The sequence below is a fragment of the Elusimicrobiota bacterium genome (assembly GCA_016722575.1).
Lineage (GTDB): Bacteria > Elusimicrobiota > Elusimicrobia > FEN-1173 > FEN-1173 > JADKIY01.
In genome coordinates, this window is record JADKIY010000001.1 from 62,571 (window position 1) to 78,337 (window position 15,767).

Sequence of the window (15,767 nt, forward strand, 5' to 3'; positions counted from 1 at the left end):
GGATCACCACACCTGGGCGAGGACTTCGCCGCCCAGCTTCGCTTTGCGCGATTGGCGGTCGGTCATCAGGCCCTTGGACGTCGACACGATGGAAATGCCCAGCCCGCCGCGCAGTTTGCCCAGCTTCTCGTAGCCTTTGTACTGGCGGAGGCCGGGACGGGAAATGCGCTTGACCCCGCGGATGACGCGGGTCTTGTTCGGGAGGTACTTCATGAAAAGGCGAAGGACGCCCTGCTTGCGGTCCGGGAGCACCTTGTAGTCGGCGATGTACCCTTCTTCCTTCAAGATATGGGCCACTTCCTTCTTCAGGCTCGACGACGGAAGGTCGATGCGTTCCATAAATTTATGGTTCGCGTTGGTGATCATGGCAAACATGTCGCTGACGGGATCAAAACTCATAACTCATCGTCTCTCTTTGTGTGAAGTAACTACCAACTGGATTTCGTGACGCCGGGCAGTTCCCCGCGCAACGCCAAGGTTCTCAAGCAAATCCGGCACAACCCAAAGTCCCGATAGAAACCCCGGGGCCGTCCGCACAGCCGGCACCGGCTTCGGTGTCGGACCGCGAATTTCTGCGGTTTCCGCGTCTTCGCTACCCACGCCTTCGTCGCCATCGGTGTCTCCTTAGTTCAAAGCCGCTTTGCGGTCGCGCTTGAACGGCATGCCGAGGAGAATCAAGAGCTCCCGGGCGGTGTCGTCCCGCTCGGCGTCGGTCACGATGGTGATGTTCATGCCGCGCGCCTTGTCCGATTTGTCCAAACTGACCTCGGGGAACACGTACTGTTCCGTGAGCCCCAGGTTGAAATTGCCCCGGCCGTCGAACCCGCGCCGCGGGTCGAGGCCCTGGAAGTCCCGGATGCGGGGCATGGCCACGTTCACCAGCCGGTCCAGGAATTCCCACATGCGCGCGCCGCGCAACGTCACGCGCAGGCCGATGGGCATGCCTTCCCGAAGCTTAAAGTTCGAGATCGATTTTTTGGACCGGCGCACTTCGGCCTTCTGGCCGGCGATGGCCGACAGCTCGTCGGCGGCCAGGTCCATCACTTTGGCGTTTTCGCGCGCTTCGCTGACGCCGATGTTGAGGACGATCTTTTTGAGGCGCGGCACCCGGAAGGGGTTCTCCCAGGAAAATTTCTTCATCATCTCCGGAACCACCTGCTTGTTGAAGGCGGTCTTGAGCCGGGGCGTGGGGGCGGTGCTGGGGGTGGCGGTGGTCATGGGGTCCTCGAACCTACCCGACCATCTCGCCGCAGTTGCGGCAGACGCGGGCTTTGGTGCCGTCGGACAAGGCGCCGGCCTTGGGCCGCGCGGTCCGTTTGCACTTGGGGCAAAGCAACATCACCTTGGACATGGGCAGGAACGCTTCCTGCTCCTTGACGCCGCCGGGGTTCTGGGGCGTGCCTTTGGTGTGCCGTTTGACCATATTGAGTTTCGCGACCAGCACGCGGCGCCCCGCGAGGTCGACGTCCAACACTTCCCCTTCTTTGCCCCGGTCTTTCCCGGCCAGAATGCGGACTTTGTCTTTTTTGCGTACGGTGGCCAGAGCCATTACACGACCTCCGGAGCGAGGGAGATGATCTTCAAATAGTTCTTTTCGCGCAGTTCCCGGGCGATGGGGCCGAAAATACGCGTGCCCCGCGGTTCGCCGTTCTCGTCGATCAGGACGCCGGCGTTGTCGTCGAAGCGGACGTAGCTGCCGTCCGGACGGCGCTTTTCCTTGCGGGTGCGGACGACCACGCACTTCACCACTTCGCCTTTTTTGATGCTGGAATCGGCCAGGGCGTTTTGCACCGAGGCGGTCACCACGTCGCCCAGATAGGCGTAGCGGCGGCGCGACCCGCCGTGCATGCGGAACACCCGCACCAGGCGGGCGCCCGAGTTGTCGGCGACTTTTAAAATGCTTCGTTCTTGAATCACGACTTCCCTCCCAGGGACGTGTCGACGCCTTGCGCGACGCCGGCGCGTTCCAGGATCTTCACCAGGCGCCAGCGTTTCTGCTTCGACAGGGCGCGCGTGGCCATCACCGAAATCCGGTCGCCGGCTTTGCTTTCGTTGTTCTCGTCGTGGGCGTACAATTTAGAGGAGCGGATGAGCACTTTGCCGTACCGGGCGTGCCGCAGCCGGCGCTCCACTTCCACCACGCGGGTCTTGTTCATTTTGTCGGAAAGGACCACCCCTTCCAACGTCTTGCGATCGGCGCGTTCCACTTTGGTCGTCACGCGTTCTCCCCTTTCTGCTTTAAAAACGTCATCGCCCGGGCGATGTTTCGCCGGGTGGCGCGGATTTCCCGATGGTTTTTCAACGGGGCCGTCGCGTTTTGAAAGCGAAGCTGAAACAGCTTGTCCCGCGATTCCTGCAATTTCCCCCGGAGCTCGTCTTTCGACAATTCCCCGAAATTCGTGTCTTCTTTCTTTTTCGCCATGGCGCGCTCTCTTAGAAATGATCGCGCTGGACAAAGCGCGTTTTGATGGGCAGCTTGTGGCCGGCCAGGATCATGGCCTGCTTCGCCACCTCGGCGGTCACGCCTTCGATTTCAAACAGGACGCGGCCCGGCTTCACGACGGCCACCCAGAACTCGGGGTTGCCTTTTCCTTTTCCCATCCGGGTTTCGGCCGGCTTCTTGGAAACGGGTTTGTCGGGGAAAATGCGGATCCAGACTTTTCCGCCTTTTTTCAAAAATCGCGCCAGGGTCACGCGGACGGCTTCGATCTGCCGGGCGGTGATCCAATGGGCTTCCAGGGCCTGGAGGCCGAACTCGCCGAAGGACACGAAGGCGCCGGCCTTGGTGCACCCTTTCAGGCGGCCGCGTTGGGATTTACGGTATTTGACCCGGGTCGGCATCAACATGTTATTTCTTCCCTTCCAGCTCGGTGCGCTTGCGCGCTTCCGTTTCTTCCTGCTCGACGGCCTTCATGACCTCTTCCTCGATCACTTCGGCGTCGGCGGCGGGCTCGAGCGCCAGCACGGGTTCCGCCGTGTCCAGCCCCTGCTCGGCCTTCTTGGCCAATTCTTCTTTTTCCTTCTCTTCGATGACGCGCACTTCTTCCATCAGGTCCGCGTCGGTCTTCTTGAAAAGCTCTTTGCGGAACACCCAGGTTTTGACCCCGATGGTGCCCATGTTGATGTGCGCTTCCGTGAAGCCGTAGTCGATGTCGGCGCGGAAGGTCTGGAGCGGCACGCGGCCTTCCTTGAGCCATTCGGTGCGGGCGATTTCGGCGCCGCCCAGACGGCCGGCCACCTGGATCTTGATCCCGAGGGCCCCGGCCTGCATGGCGCGCTCGATGGAGCGCTTCATGGCCCGGCGGAAACCGACCTGCTTTTCCAACTGCATGGCCACGCCTTCGGCCACCAGCTGGGCGTCGATTTCGGGTTTCTTGATCTCGATGATCTCGATGCGGGTCTTCAGGCTCGTCATGTCTTCGATGACGGACCGCAGGCCTTCGATGTCGGCGCCTTTTTTACCGATGACCAGGCCCGGGCGCGCGGTGTAAATGTTGACGCGCAGGTACTTGCCCGTGCGCTCGATGCCGATTTTGGAGACCGCGGCCAGCTTCAGGCGGCCTTTCAAAAATTTCCGGATCTTCTGATCCTCTTCGATCAAGGAGGGCATCTCCTTGAGGTTCAGCCATTTCGAATCCCAGTCGCGGATGTAGCCGAGCCGGATGCCTTTGGGGTGTGTTTTGTGACCCATGAGAAAGTGTTATCCCTTCGCTAATTGTCGCTCACGGTGATCGTGAGGTGACTGGTTTTGCGTTTGAACATCGCGCGGGCGCCCATCGCTTTGGGCATCACGCGTTTGAGAGCCGGACCGTGGTTCACCCACGCTTGAGCGACTTTGAGGCGGGCGGGATCCGCGCTTTTCCCCGCGTTGGCGACGGCGCTCTTGAGCGTCTTGCCGACCAACACCCGGCAGGCCCGGGGGACCCACGGGAGCATCCCCATGGCGTCGATGACGGACTTCCCGCGGATGAGCCCCAACACCTGGCCCACCTTGCGGTAGGAATATCGTGCGAAACGCGCGTGCGCAATGGCTTGCATAGGTCGTCCTTACGTTTTCGCCGCGGCTTCTTTGGTGTGCGCTTCGCCGTGGCCTCGGAAATAGCGGGTGGGGGCGAACTCGCCCAGGCGGTGGCCCACCATCTGCTCGGTGACAAAAATCGGCTGGTGCTTTTTGCCGTTGTGGATCGCGATCGTCAAGCCCACGAACTCGGGGCTGATCATGCTGGCCCGGGCCCAGGTTTTGATGGGCTTTTTGTCGCCGGCCGCGCGGGCGGCTTGAACCTTTTCCTGCAGGTTCGGGTCGACGAACGGGCCCTTTTTCTGAGAACGGCTCATGGGGGCTCCTTACGCTTGCTCGGCGCCGTCGGTGCGGCGGCGGATGATCATCCAGTGGTGCTGCTTGTCCGACCGGGTCTTGTAGCCTTTGGCCGGCTGGTTCCACGGCGACCGGGGCTGGTTGTTGCCTTTGGATCGGCCGCGGCCGCCGCCGTGCGGGTGGTCCACCGCGTTCATGGCCGTGCCGCGAACGTGGGACTTGAACCCGCGGTGGCGATTGCGCCCCGCGTTGCCGATCGTCAAATTTTCGTGCTCGGTGTTGCCCACCTGGCCGATGGTGGCCATGCCGCCGTCCGGCACCAGGCGGATTTCGCCCGAGGGCATCTTGATCGTCACGTAGCCGCCTTCGCGGGCCATGATCTGGACCGAGGCGCCGGCCGAGCGCGCGAACTGGGCGCCGTTGCCGGGCACCATTTCCACCGCGTGCACGATGGTGCCGACGGGGATGTTGGCCAGGGGCAGGGCGTTGCCGTTTTTGATTTCGGCGGTCGGGCCGGACATCAGCACGTCGCCGGGCTTGATGCCGACCGGTTGCAGAATGTAGCGCTTCTCGCCGTCCCGGTAGTGGAGCAGGGCCAGGCGGGCGGAGCGGTTCGGGTCGTACTCGATGGCGGCGACTTTGGCCGGCACGCCGAACTTTTCGCGCTTGAAATCGATGACGCGATACATCCGCTTGTGCCCGCCGCCGCGGAAACGGACCATCACTTGGCCGGTGTTGTTGCGGCCGCCTTTTTTGGTGAGCGGGCGCAGGAGGGCCTTCTCGGGCGTCGTCTTGGTGATCTCCGAGAAGTCTTCGACGGTAATGAACCGTCGCGACGGGGTGTAGGCTTTAAAGGATTTCATCGGCATGGCGTTTTCTTTCCCCGATTATTTCGCGGGTTCCGCGTATTTGATTTCTTGGCCGGCCTTGAGCTTCACGATGGCCTTTTTCCAAGAGGTTTGGTAGCCGGCGTGGGCGCCGCGACGGCGGAGCTTGCCCGGCACGTTCATGGTGTTGACGTCCAGCACGTCCACCTTGAAGGCGGACTGCACGGCTTCCCGGATCTGGCCTTTGGTGGCCCCGGGGTCGACTTCGAAAACGAATTTGTTCTGCTCCCGCAACTGGGTCGTGCGCTCGGTGACGAGCGGCCGACGAAGAACGTCCGCCAAGGGCCTCATGTCAGTTCGCCTCCGCCGCGCCGACGAGGCGCTGGGTGATTTGTTCGAGGGCCGCGCGGGTAAAGACCAGCTCGTCGGCCAAAATCGCGTTGTAGCTGTTGAGGTCCTGGGCGCGGCAGACGCGGAGGTCCGCCAGGTTGCGCGCGGCGCGGAGCAGCGTCGCGCTCAGGGCCGTGACCACGACGACGGACTTGGGCGCGAGCTTGAGGCCCCGGGCCAATTCCGCGGCGGCTTTCGTCTTCGCCTCTTTCACGTCGAAATCCTCGATGACCCGGAGCTTGCCGGCGGTGAAGAAATCCGACAGCACGGCCTTCAAGGCCAGCCGGCGCTTCGCCGGGGGAACCGCCTGGTAGTAGCTGCGGGGCTTGGGACCAAAGGTGATTCCGCCGCCGCGCCACAGGGGCGAGCGGATGGAGCCGGCCCGGGCGCGGCCGGTGTGTTTTTGCTTCCACGGCTTGAGTCCCCCGCCGGACACTTCGCCGCGGGTTTTCGTGGAATGGGTGCCGCGCCGCACGTTGGCCAGATACGCGGTGACCACTTCGTGGATCAGCGCGCGCGGGGCCTTCACGCCGAACACCTGCTCGGACAGGTCGGCGCTGCCGACCTTGGACCCTTTGTTGTTGATGACGTCAACGGTCAAAGACATAAATTCCTCTTATTTCTTCTCGGGCTTCGCGGCCTTGGCCGGAGCCTTGGCGGCTTTTTTCGCCGCGGCGGTCGCGACGACTTTCTTGGCGCGGCGGGGCCGCGTGGTTTGATACACCGACACGCACGTTCCGTCCGGACCGGGCACGGAGCCGCGGAGCAGCAACAAATTCTGATCGAGGTCCACGCTCACCACTTCGAGGCGTTGGACGGTCTTCCACTCGGCGCCCATGTGGCCGGGGCCGCGTTTGCCGGGCCACACGCGTTCGCGGCCCGAGGAGCCGGGCGCGCGCCAGCGGTCCGATTGACCGTGGGTCTTGGGACCGCCTTTAAAGCGGTGGCGCTTGACGGCACCGGCGAAGCCCTTGCCTTTGATGACGCCCGTCACGTCGACGGCGTCGCCCGCGGCGAACTGGTCCACCCGCACGGTTTGGCCGGCGGTGAAGCCTTCGGTCTTGGGCACGCGGAATTCCCGCAGCCAGCGCGAGGGCGGCACCTGGGTCGCGGCGAAGTGGCCGGATTCCGGCTTGTTGATGTTCTTCGCCTTCACGTCGCCCAACCCGAGCTGGACGGCTTCGTAGCCGTTCTTGGCCTGGGTCACGACGCGCACCACGCGGCAGGCGGCCGATTCCAGAACGGTGACGGGAATGAATTCCCCTTTGGGGTTGTACACCCGGGTCATCCCGATTTTCTTCGCCAGGATGGCTTTCAGCGCCGGGGCTTTCCCGGGCTGGGCCGTGGCGTCAATGGCTTTTGGTTCGGTCGCTTGTTCCGTCATGGGGTCAACCTAAAGTTTAATCTCCACGTCCACACCCGCCGGCAGATCGAGCTTCATCATTTCCTCGACGGTTTTGGCCGTGGGCTCAAGAATGTCCACCAACCGCTTATGAATGCGCATTTCAAATTGTTCGCGCGACTTTTTGTCCGTGTGCACCGACCGGTTCACGGTGTACTTCTTGATCTGCGTCGGCAGGAGCACCGGGCCGGCCAGGGCCGCGCCGGTCCGTTGGGCCGTCTCGACGATCTTCGCGAGCGAGTCGTCCAGCATCCGGTGGTCGTAGGCCCGGAGGCGGATGCGGATCTTCTGCTGGGCGGCGGGGGTGGGAGCGCTCACGTCAGTTCACCGAGAAGACGCAATCGACGGACCCTTCGGCCCGGGCGTCCCGCACATGGAGCGTCACTTCGTGACGCCCGTCGAACATTTCCACTTCCACCGTCGCTGTCGTCATATCCCTCGTCCTTACGCCAAAATTTCGGTGACGACGCCGGCGCCCACGGTGTGGCCGCCTTCGCGGATCGCGAACCGCACGTTCTTCTCCAGCGCCACCGGCACCATCAACTCCACTTCCACTTCCACGTTGTCCCCCGGCATCACCATCTCCACCCCGGGCTTCAACTTCAAACTCCCCGTCACGTCCGTCGTCCGCACGTAGAACTGCGGCCGGTACCCGTTGAAGAACGGCGTGTGCCGCCCGCCTTCTTCCTTCGTCAAAATATAAACCTGCCCCTTGAACTTCTTGTGCGGCTGGATCGACCCCGGCGCGCAAATCACCTGCCCGCGCTCGATCTGGTCCTTTTCAATCCCCCGCAACAGCACGCCCACGTTGTCCCCGGCCTGCGCCTCGTCCATCAACTTCCGGAACATTTCGATCCCGTCACGACCGTCTTCTTCGTGTCCTGGATCCCAACGATCTCCACGTTGTCGCCCACTTTCATGCGACCCCGCTCGATCCGTCCCGTCGCCACCGTTCCGCGCCCCGTGATCGTAAACACGTCTTCCACCGACATCAGGCACGGCTTGTCCAGTTCCCGTTTCGGGTCCGGAATCGCGCTGTCCAGGGCTTCCATCAGCTTCAGGATCGACTTCTCGCCGATCTCGCTCTGGTCCCCCTGCATCGCCTTCATGCTGCTGCCGCGGATCACGGGCACTTTGTCCCCGGGAAATTCGTATTTCTTCAACAAGTCCCGGACTTCGATCTCCACCAAGTCCAACAGTTCCGGGTCGTCCACCAAATCCACTTTGTTCAGGAACACCACCAGGTTCGGCACGTTCACCTGACGCGCCAACAGCACGTGTTCCCGCGTTTGCGGCATCGGCCCGTCCGCCGCCGACACCACCAAAATCGCTCCGTCCATCTGCGCCGCGCCCGTGATCATGTTCTTGATGTAGTCCGCGTGGCCCGGGCAGTCGATGTGCGCGTAGTGCCGCTTGTCCGACTCGTACTCCACGTGCGACACCGCGATCGTCACGATCTTTGAATCGTCCCGCACCGTGCCGCCCTTGGCGATGTCTTGGTACGACTTGATCTGCGCTTTGCCCTGCTTCGACAACACCTGGAGAATCGACGCCGTCAAGGTCGTTTTCCCGTGGTCCACGTGTCCGATCGTCCCCACGTTCACGTGCGGTTTCGTGCGCTCAAATTTGGGTTTCGCCATGGTCGTTGCTCCTTGCGTTCAGCGTTCGTTGGATTCGATTGAAAACTAGCGCGCCAGCGTGCCGGCGCTCACCGCACCTTGATATTTTTCGACGATCTCTTTTTGCACGTTGGTCGGCGCGTCCTCGTAGTGGCTGGGCGTCATGCTGTAGTTCGCCCGGCCCTGGGAGAGCGACCGCAACGTCGTCGCGTAACCGAACATTTCCTTCAAAGGGACGGTGCCGTGGATGATCGTCACGTTGCCCTTGTTGTCCTGGCTTTCGATCTTGCCGCGGCGGCGCATCAAGTCGCCCATGACGTCGCCCAGGTAATCCTTGGGCGTGGTCACGTCGATGCGCATGATGGGCTCGAGCAGGACCGCGCCCGCGCGGCGGACGCCGTCTTTCAAAGCGAGGGAGGCCGCGATCTTAAAGGCCATTTCGTTGGAGTCGACTTCGTGGAAGCTGCCGTCGAAGAGCGTGGCGCGGAAGTCCACCATGGGGTAGCCGGCCATGGGGCCCGATTCCATCGACTCGCGAAGGCCTTTTTCCACGGCGGGGATGTATTCCCGGGGCACGCGGCCGCTTTTGATCTTGTCGACAAATTCGAAGCCGCTGCCCGGGGCCAGGGGTTCCAGCTCGAGCCACACGTGGCCGTATTGGCCGCGGCCGCCCGTCTGCTTGATGTATTTGCCTTCCGACTCCACCTTCTTGCGGAAGGTTTCCCGGTAGGCCACCTGGGGCTGGCCGACGTTGGCCTGGACGTTGAACTCGCGTTTCATGCGGTCCACCAGAATGTCCAGGTGCAGTTCGCCCATGCCGGCGATGATGGTCTGGTTCGTTTCCGTGTCGGTGCGGACGCGGAAGGTCGGGTCTTCGTCTTCCAAGCGGGCCAGGGCCACGCCCATCTTTTCCTCGTCCGCCTTGGACTTGGGTTCGATGGCGACCGAAATGACCGGCTCGGGAAACTTCATGGATTCCAAAATGATCGGCGTTTCTTCGTCGCAAAGCGTGTGGCCGGTTTTGACGGCCTTGAGGCCGACGCCCGCGGCGATTTCGCCGGCGTTGACCTGCTCGATTTCCTCGCGTTTGTTGGCGTGCATGCGGAGGATGCGGCCCAGGCGCTCGCGGTTGCCGGTGTTCGCGTTGAACACGTAGGAGCCGGATTTGATCACGCCCGTGTAGACGCGGAAATAGGTCACTTTGCCGACGTGGGGGTCGCTTTGAATCTTGAAGGCGAGGGCCGAGAACGGGCCGTCGTCGGTGGCTTCCCGCAGCAGTTCCTTCTCGGTGCCGGGCTCGTGGCCGACCTTGGCCGGCAGGTCCGTCGGGGCCGGCAGGTAGTCGCACACGGCGTCCAACATCGGCTGCACGCCCTTGTTCTTGAAGGAGGAGCCGCAAAGCATGGGGAAGAATTTGCCGGTGATCGTGGCCTTCCGCAGAACGCGCTTGATCTCGTCCTTGGTGATTTCCTTGCCTTCCAAAAAGTTGGTCGCGAATTCGTCGTCGTAATCCGCCAGGGATTCGATCAAATGCTCGCGGTAGGCCTTGGCCTTTTCCTTCAGGTCCGCCGGGATCTCGACGATCTCGAAGGCGGCGCCCAGTTCCTCGCCCGACCACACGTGGGCGTTCATCTCCACCAAATCGACGATGCCTTTGAAGGACCCTTCCGCCCCGATGGGGAGCTGGATGGGCACGCCCTTGACGCCCAGCTTTTCGGCGACCGACTTTTCGCAGTCGTAGAAGTCCGCGCCGACTTTGTCCATTTTGTTCGCGAAAATCAAGCGGGGGACGTGGTACTGGTCCGCCAGGCGCCAGTTGGTTTCCGACTGGGGCTCGACGCCCTGGGAACCGTCCAACAGCACCACCGCGCCGTCCAGGACGCGCAGGGAGCGGTTCACTTCGGCGGTGAAATCGATGTGGCCCGGGGTGTCGATGATGTTGATTTGGCAGTCCCGCCAGCGGCAGTAGGTCGCGGCCGAGGTGATGGTGATGCCGCGCTCGCGCTCCTGCTCCATCCAGTCCATGGTCGTCGTGCCTTCGTGCACCTCGCCGATCTTGTGGATGCGGCCGGTGTAGTACAACACGCGCTCGGTCGTGGTGGTTTTCCCCGCGTCGATGTGCGCGGTGATGCCGATGTTCCGGACTTTGTTGAGGGGATACTGACGGGCCATGACGGTCTCGGTTTCCTTTTTTTTAAATTCTTACCAGCGGTAGTGGGCGAAGGCCTGGTTGGCTTCGGCCATTTTGTGCGTGTCTTCGCGCTTTTTCATCACGGCGCCTTCTTTTTTGCTGCAGAGAAGGATCTCTTCCGCGAGGCGGTCCGCCATGGGCTTGCCGGTCTTGCCCCGGGCGATCTGCAAAATCCATTTGAACGCGATGGTGGCGCCGCGCTCCGGGCGCACTTCCATGGGGACCTGGTAGGTCGCGCCGCCGACGCGGCGGGGGCGGACTTCCAGGTGCGGGCGGGCGTTTTCAATGGCCCGGGTGAACACCGCCATGGGGTCTTCGTTCAACTTCTTCTGAATCTGGTCGAGGGCGCCGTAGAAAATCTTCTCGGCGGTGATCTTCTTGCCTTCGAAATTGATGCGGCCGATGAAACGCGAGGCCAGCGTGGAACCGAATTTGAAATCCGGGTCCGGAATGCCGCGGCGTTCGCGGGGTTTGAGTGGTTTGCGGGGCATGGTTTATCCTTCCCGGTTATTTCTTCTCAGCGGCCTTGGGCCGTTTGGCGCCGTACTTCGAGCGCCCCTGCCGTCGGTCCGTAACGCCCGTGGCGTCCAGGGGACCGCGGATGATGTGGTAGCGCACGCCGGGCAAGTCCTTCACGCGGCCGCCGCGCACCAACACGATCGAGTGTTCCTGCAAATTGTGGCCGACGCCGGGGATGTAGGCCGTGACTTCCATGCCCGTCGAGAGCTTCACGCGGGCGACCTTGCGGAGGGCCGAGTTGGGCTTTTTGGGCGTCGTCGTGTAAACGCGCGTGCACACCCCGCGGCGCTGCGGCGAGGATTTGAGGGCGGGCGCCTTGGTCTTGTAGCCGAGAGGCTCCCGGCCGGCGCGCACCAATTGATTCGTTGTCGTCATTGATTATCTCCCCGAAGCGGCCGCTTTGGCCTTGTCGGCCCGCGCGCGGTCGTAAAATCCGGATCCCGTTGGAATGAGGTGCCCGATGATGACGTTCTCTTTCAAGCCCCGCAGGGGGTCCAACTGCCCCGTGGCGGAGGCGTCCGTGAGGACGCGGGTCGTTTCCTGGAAGGACGCCGCCGAGATGAAGGAATCCGACGACAGCGAGGCCTTCGTGATGCCGAGCAGAATGGGCTGGGCGTCGGCCGGATCGTTTTTGGCGTCCCCGACGCGCTTGTTCTCCCGGTTGAAGCGGACTTTGGAGACCACTTCGCCGGCCAGGAAATCCGTGTCGCCCGACTTCGTGATGAGCACGTTGGACAGCATCTGCCGAACGATGATTTCGATGTGCTTGTCGTTCATGCCCACGCCCTGCAGGCGGTACACTTCCTGGATTTCGTTGACCAAAAATTCCTGGACTTCCTTGGCGCCGCGCACGCGCAGAATGTCGTGCGGGTTGACCGAGCCGTCCGTCAGGGGTTCGCCCACGCCGACGCGGTCGCCTTCGTAGACCACCAAGTGCTTGCCCTGGGGGATGCTGTAGTCCCGGGCCAGGCCGGTTTCCTCGTTGGTCACGGTGACTTTCATCGTGCCGCGGGCCGTCTGGCCCAGCTTCACGACGCCGTCGATTTCGGAGACGACCGCCGAGTTGCGCGGCTTGCGCGCTTCAAAAAGTTCCGCCACGCGGGGGAGACCGCCCGTGATGTCCTTGGTCTTGGACACTTCCTGGGGAATCTTGGCCACCACGTCGCCCGGCTCCACCTTGTCGCCGTCCTGGACCACGATGTTCGTGTCCACCGGGAGGGGGTAGCTGGCTTCTTTCTTGTTGCCCTTCATGACCAGGACCGAGGGGTGCAGCTGCTCGGCGCGGTGCTCGATGATCACGCGTTCGATCAGGCCCGTGATGCGGTTGCGCTCTTCGTGCATGGTGATGCCGTCCACCACGTCCTGGAGCTTCACGGCGCCTTCGTACTCGGAAATAATGGGGAGGGAGTAGGGGTCCCACTCGGCCAGGATCTCGCCGGACTCCGCCTTTTTGCCGTCGGCGATTTTGAGGCGCGCGCCGTAGGGGATGTCGTAGTGTTCCCGCTCCTGCCCGCCGCCGGTTTCGCGGATGGAGAGGACGCCGTTGCGGGAGACGCAGATGAGCTCCCCGTTCCGGTTTTTGATGGTGCGGAAATTGATGAACTTGACCGTGCCGCCCTTTTCGGTGACGACCTGCGAGCGCTGAATGACGCGGCTCGCCGTGCCGCCGATGTGGAAGGTGCGGAGGGTCAGCTGGGTGCCGGGTTCGCCGATGGACTGGGCCGCGATGACGCCCACGGCTTCGCCGATCTCGACCAAGCGGCCGTTGGCCAGGTTCAGCCCGTAGCACTTGGCGCAGACGCCGTGCTCCGCTTCGCAGGTGAGCACCGAGCGGATCCGGATGCGGTCGATGCCCGAGGCCGCGACCTGTTTGGCCTGGGCCGCGGTGATCATGTGGCCCGGCTTGACCAGGAGCTCGTCGGTCATGGGGTTCACCACGTTGTCCAGGGTGAACCGGCCGACCAGGCGCTCTTCCAAAGGTTCGATGATGTCTTCGCCCGAGCGGATGGTGCCGATGCGGATGCCGTTGATGGTGCCGCAGTCGTCCGCGGAGACCACGATGTCGTGGGCCACGTCCACCAGGCGGCGGGTGAGGTAGCCGGCGTCCGCGGTTTTGAGCGCGGTGTCGGCCAAGCCTTTTCGTCCGCCGTGGGTGGAGATGAAGTATTCCAACACGGTCAGGCCTTCGCGGAAGTTCGAAATAATGGGGGACTCGATGATTTCACCGACGGCGCCGGTGATCTTTTTCTGGGGTTTTTGCATCAAACCGCGCATGCCGGCCAATTGCCGGATCTGCTGGCGGCTGCCCCGGGCGCCGGAGTCGGCCATCATGAACACCGAGTTGAATTTGGCTTCCTTGGGGTTGAAGACGGCCAATTCGGTCTTCTTCATGTCGTCGAACATGACGTCGGCGATTTGGTCGGTCACGTGGGTCCACAAGTCGATGATCTTGTTGTAGCGTTCGGAATCGGTGATCACGCCGGCTTTGGACTGCTTCTCGATGTCTTTGATTTCGACTTTGGCTTTCCGAACCAGCTCTTCCTTGAGTTTCGGAATGTGCATTTCGGAAATGGAAATCGACAGGCCGGCGCGGGTGGCGTGGCGGTAGCCCAGCCGTTTGACCTCGTCCAGAAACACGACGGTGCGGGAGACGCCCAGCTCGCGGTAGCAGCGGTCCACCAAGCCCACCAATTCTTTTTTGGAAATCGGCTGGTTGAGGTAGCCCAGCTCCGGGGGGACGACTTCGTTGAAAAGGACGCGGCCGACGGTCGTGTAATGTTTCCACTTGGCGGCGTTGTGGATGTCTTTTTCGCCCAGGCCCTCTTCCGTCAGCGGGTTGACCCCGTCGACTTTGATGCGGGCGTGCAGGTCGATCTCGCCGGTCTGCTGGACGGAAATCACTTCTTCCCGGGTGCCGAAAATCTTGCCTTCGCCGGGGACGCCGAGCTTTTCCTTGGTCAGGTAGGCGCAACCCAAGACCATGTCCTGGCTGGGCACGGCGATGGGGCGGCCCGAGGCGGGCGACAAAATGTTGTTGGTGGCCATCATGAGAATGCGGGCTTCCAACTGGGCTTCAAGCGAGAGCGGCACGTGGACCGCCATCTGGTCGCCGTCGAAGTCCGCGTTGAAGGCGGCGCAGGTCAGCGGGTGCAGCTGAATGGCCTTGCCTTCGATGAGCACCGGCATAAAGGCCTGGATGCCCAGGCGGTGCAGCGTCGGGGCGCGGTTCAGGAGCACGGGGTGGCTTTTCGTCACCTGTTCCAAAATGTCCCACACTTCGGGCTTCACGCGTTCCAGCATGCGCTTGGCGGCCCGGAGGGTGCAGTTTTCGCGTTTCATCAATTCGTGGATGATGAAGGGCTTGAAGAGTTCCAGGGCCATCTCTTTGGGGAGACCGCACTGGTGGAGCTTCAGGTTCGGGCCCACGACGATGACGGAGCGGCCGGAATAGTCCACGCGTTTGCCGAGGAGGTTCTGGCGGAAGCGGCCCTGTTTGCCCTTCAAAATGTCCGAGAGGGACTTCAAGGGGCGGTTGCCCGCGCCCACGACCACTTTGCCGTGGACGCCGTTTTCCAACAGCGCGTCGACGGCTTCCTGGAGGAGCCGCTTCTCGTTGTGCACCATGACTTCGGGGGCGCGCAGGCCCTCGATGTGCTTCAACCGGTTGTTTCGGTTGATGATGCGGCGGTACAAATCGTTGAGGTCCGAGGTGGCGAAGCGGCCGCCTTCCAGGGGCACCAAGGGGCGGAGGTCCGGCGGGATGACCGGCAGGACCGTCAGCACCATGTTCTCGGGGCGGGTGGCGGAGCGGACGAAGCCTTCGAGAATTCGGAGGCGTTTGACCAGCCGGGTTTTTTCGGCTTCCGAGGTGGCTTCCTTCAAATTGGCGCGGACTTCGACGGCTTCTTTCTTGACGTCGATTTCTTCCAGCAATTGGCGGATGGCGCCGGCGCCGATGCCCACCTTGATCTTGCCTTTGGTGTCGTCGTAGGCTTTGTGGTGTTCCTCGTCGGTCAGGAGCTGGCGCGCCTTGTACTTGGCTTTGCCGTCGGCGTCTTTCCAGTCCTCGAGCACGATGTGCCGGGCGTAATAAACGACCTTTTCCAGGTCGGACAGCTTCAAATTGAGCAGCGTGCCCATGCGGGAGGGCGACTTGCGCAGGAACCACACGTGCGCCACGGGGACGGCCAACTCGATGTGGCCCATCCGCTCGCGCCGAACTTTGGATTCGGTGACTTCGACGCCGCAACGATCGCACACGACGCCTTTGTACTTGATGAATTTGTACTTGCCGCAGTTGCACTCCCAGTCCCGCACGGGGCCGAAAATGCGCTCGCAGAACAGGCCGTCGCGCTCGGGCTTGAAGGTGCGGTAGTTGATGGTTTCGGGTTTCCGCACTTCGCCGTGGCTCCAGGACGAAATCTGGTCCGCGGAGGCGATGGTGAGGCGCACCGCGTCGAAGTTGGTGAAATTCAACCCGGTGGGGGCCTTCTTCTTGGTGGAT

Annotated in this window: 20 protein-coding genes and 1 pseudogene; all 21 read right to left on the reverse strand. The window is 62.5% G+C overall.

The genetic code is table 11. The features are described from left to right. Nucleotides 1-3: 3 nt before the first annotated feature. A complete protein-coding gene (gene rpsH, locus IPP68_00340) occupies nucleotides 4-399 on the reverse strand; it encodes a 30S ribosomal protein S8 (protein MBL0348817.1) in 396 nt (131 codons plus the stop codon). A gap of 29 nt (nucleotides 400-428) precedes the next feature. After that, on the reverse strand, nucleotides 429-614 hold the full coding sequence (locus IPP68_00345; GenBank protein MBL0348818.1) for a type Z 30S ribosomal protein S14: 186 nt from the start codon (nucleotides 612-614) through the stop codon (nucleotides 429-431). A 10-nt stretch (nucleotides 615-624) separates the two neighbouring features. Further along, nucleotides 625-1,218: a 50S ribosomal protein L5 gene (rplE, locus tag IPP68_00350; GenBank protein ID MBL0348819.1), complete on the reverse strand. Its 594-nt coding sequence runs from the start codon at nucleotides 1,216-1,218 to the stop codon at nucleotides 625-627. A 13-nt stretch (nucleotides 1,219-1,231) separates the two neighbouring features. Then, a complete protein-coding gene (locus tag IPP68_00355) occupies nucleotides 1,232-1,549 on the reverse strand; it encodes a 50S ribosomal protein L24 (protein MBL0348820.1) in 318 nt (105 codons plus the stop codon). Further along, on the reverse strand, nucleotides 1,549-1,917 hold the full coding sequence (gene rplN, locus IPP68_00360) for a 50S ribosomal protein L14 (protein ID MBL0348821.1): 369 nt from the start codon (nucleotides 1,915-1,917) through the stop codon (nucleotides 1,549-1,551). Before rplN ends, IPP68_00355 begins: the two co-directional genes overlap by 1 nt. Beyond that, nucleotides 1,914-2,219 (reverse strand): 30S ribosomal protein S17, encoded by a 306-nt coding sequence (rpsQ, locus tag IPP68_00365; protein MBL0348822.1) that lies wholly within the window; start codon nucleotides 2,217-2,219, stop codon nucleotides 1,914-1,916. Before rpsQ ends, rplN begins: the two co-directional genes overlap by 4 nt. Further along, entirely contained in the window at nucleotides 2,216-2,422 is a 207-nt protein-coding gene (gene rpmC, locus IPP68_00370; GenBank protein ID MBL0348823.1) for a 50S ribosomal protein L29, read from the reverse strand. The genes rpsQ and rpmC overlap by 4 nt, the downstream gene beginning before the upstream one ends. A gap of 11 nt (nucleotides 2,423-2,433) precedes the next feature. Then, complete coding sequence (gene rplP, locus IPP68_00375) at nucleotides 2,434-2,847, reverse strand: 50S ribosomal protein L16 (protein ID MBL0348824.1); 414 nt, start codon at nucleotides 2,845-2,847, stop codon at nucleotides 2,434-2,436. Between the two features lies 1 nt (nucleotide 2,848). Further along, nucleotides 2,849-3,691, reverse strand: a complete 843-nt coding sequence (gene rpsC / locus IPP68_00380) for a 30S ribosomal protein S3 (protein ID MBL0348825.1) — start codon at nucleotides 3,689-3,691, stop codon at nucleotides 2,849-2,851. Between the two features lie 20 nt (nucleotides 3,692-3,711). Continuing rightward, on the reverse strand, nucleotides 3,712-4,038 hold the full coding sequence (rplV, locus tag IPP68_00385; GenBank protein MBL0348826.1) for a 50S ribosomal protein L22: 327 nt from the start codon (nucleotides 4,036-4,038) through the stop codon (nucleotides 3,712-3,714). 9 nt (nucleotides 4,039-4,047) lie between these two features. Further along, complete coding sequence (rpsS, locus tag IPP68_00390; GenBank protein MBL0348827.1) at nucleotides 4,048-4,335, reverse strand: 30S ribosomal protein S19; 288 nt, start codon at nucleotides 4,333-4,335, stop codon at nucleotides 4,048-4,050. A 9-nt stretch (nucleotides 4,336-4,344) separates the two neighbouring features. After that, nucleotides 4,345-5,184, reverse strand: a complete 840-nt coding sequence (gene rplB / locus IPP68_00395) for a 50S ribosomal protein L2 (GenBank protein MBL0348828.1) — start codon at nucleotides 5,182-5,184, stop codon at nucleotides 4,345-4,347. Between the two features lie 18 nt (nucleotides 5,185-5,202). After that, nucleotides 5,203-5,493, reverse strand: a complete 291-nt coding sequence (locus IPP68_00400; GenBank protein ID MBL0348829.1) for a 50S ribosomal protein L23 — start codon at nucleotides 5,491-5,493, stop codon at nucleotides 5,203-5,205. 1 nt (nucleotide 5,494) lies between these two features. After that, nucleotides 5,495-6,139, reverse strand: coding sequence for a 50S ribosomal protein L4 (gene rplD, locus IPP68_00405; protein ID MBL0348830.1), 645 nt, complete (start codon nucleotides 6,137-6,139; stop codon nucleotides 5,495-5,497). A gap of 9 nt (nucleotides 6,140-6,148) precedes the next feature. Then, nucleotides 6,149-6,916: a 50S ribosomal protein L3 gene (rplC, locus tag IPP68_00410; GenBank protein ID MBL0348831.1), complete on the reverse strand. Its 768-nt coding sequence runs from the start codon at nucleotides 6,914-6,916 to the stop codon at nucleotides 6,149-6,151. Between the two features lie 9 nt (nucleotides 6,917-6,925). Continuing rightward, the gene (gene rpsJ / locus IPP68_00415; GenBank protein ID MBL0348832.1) at nucleotides 6,926-7,186 is read right to left on the reverse strand and encodes a 30S ribosomal protein S10; all 261 of its coding nucleotides are present in this window, start codon (nucleotides 7,184-7,186) and stop codon (nucleotides 6,926-6,928) included. 192 nt (nucleotides 7,187-7,378) lie between these two features. Further along, a pseudogene (gene tuf, locus IPP68_00420) lies at nucleotides 7,379-8,574 on the reverse strand (elongation factor Tu). 45 nt (nucleotides 8,575-8,619) lie between these two features. After that, the gene (gene fusA / locus IPP68_00425) at nucleotides 8,620-10,725 is read right to left on the reverse strand and encodes an elongation factor G (protein MBL0348833.1); all 2,106 of its coding nucleotides are present in this window, start codon (nucleotides 10,723-10,725) and stop codon (nucleotides 8,620-8,622) included. A 30-nt stretch (nucleotides 10,726-10,755) separates the two neighbouring features. After that, the gene (gene rpsG, locus IPP68_00430) at nucleotides 10,756-11,235 is read right to left on the reverse strand and encodes a 30S ribosomal protein S7 (GenBank protein MBL0348834.1); all 480 of its coding nucleotides are present in this window, start codon (nucleotides 11,233-11,235) and stop codon (nucleotides 10,756-10,758) included. Between the two features lie 16 nt (nucleotides 11,236-11,251). Next, entirely contained in the window at nucleotides 11,252-11,638 is a 387-nt protein-coding gene (locus IPP68_00435) for a 30S ribosomal protein S12 (protein MBL0348835.1), read from the reverse strand. Between the two features lie 3 nt (nucleotides 11,639-11,641). Then, the gene (gene rpoC, locus IPP68_00440) at nucleotides 11,642-15,739 is read right to left on the reverse strand and encodes a DNA-directed RNA polymerase subunit beta' (GenBank protein MBL0348836.1); all 4,098 of its coding nucleotides are present in this window, start codon (nucleotides 15,737-15,739) and stop codon (nucleotides 11,642-11,644) included. Nucleotides 15,740-15,767: the final 28 nt, after the last annotated feature.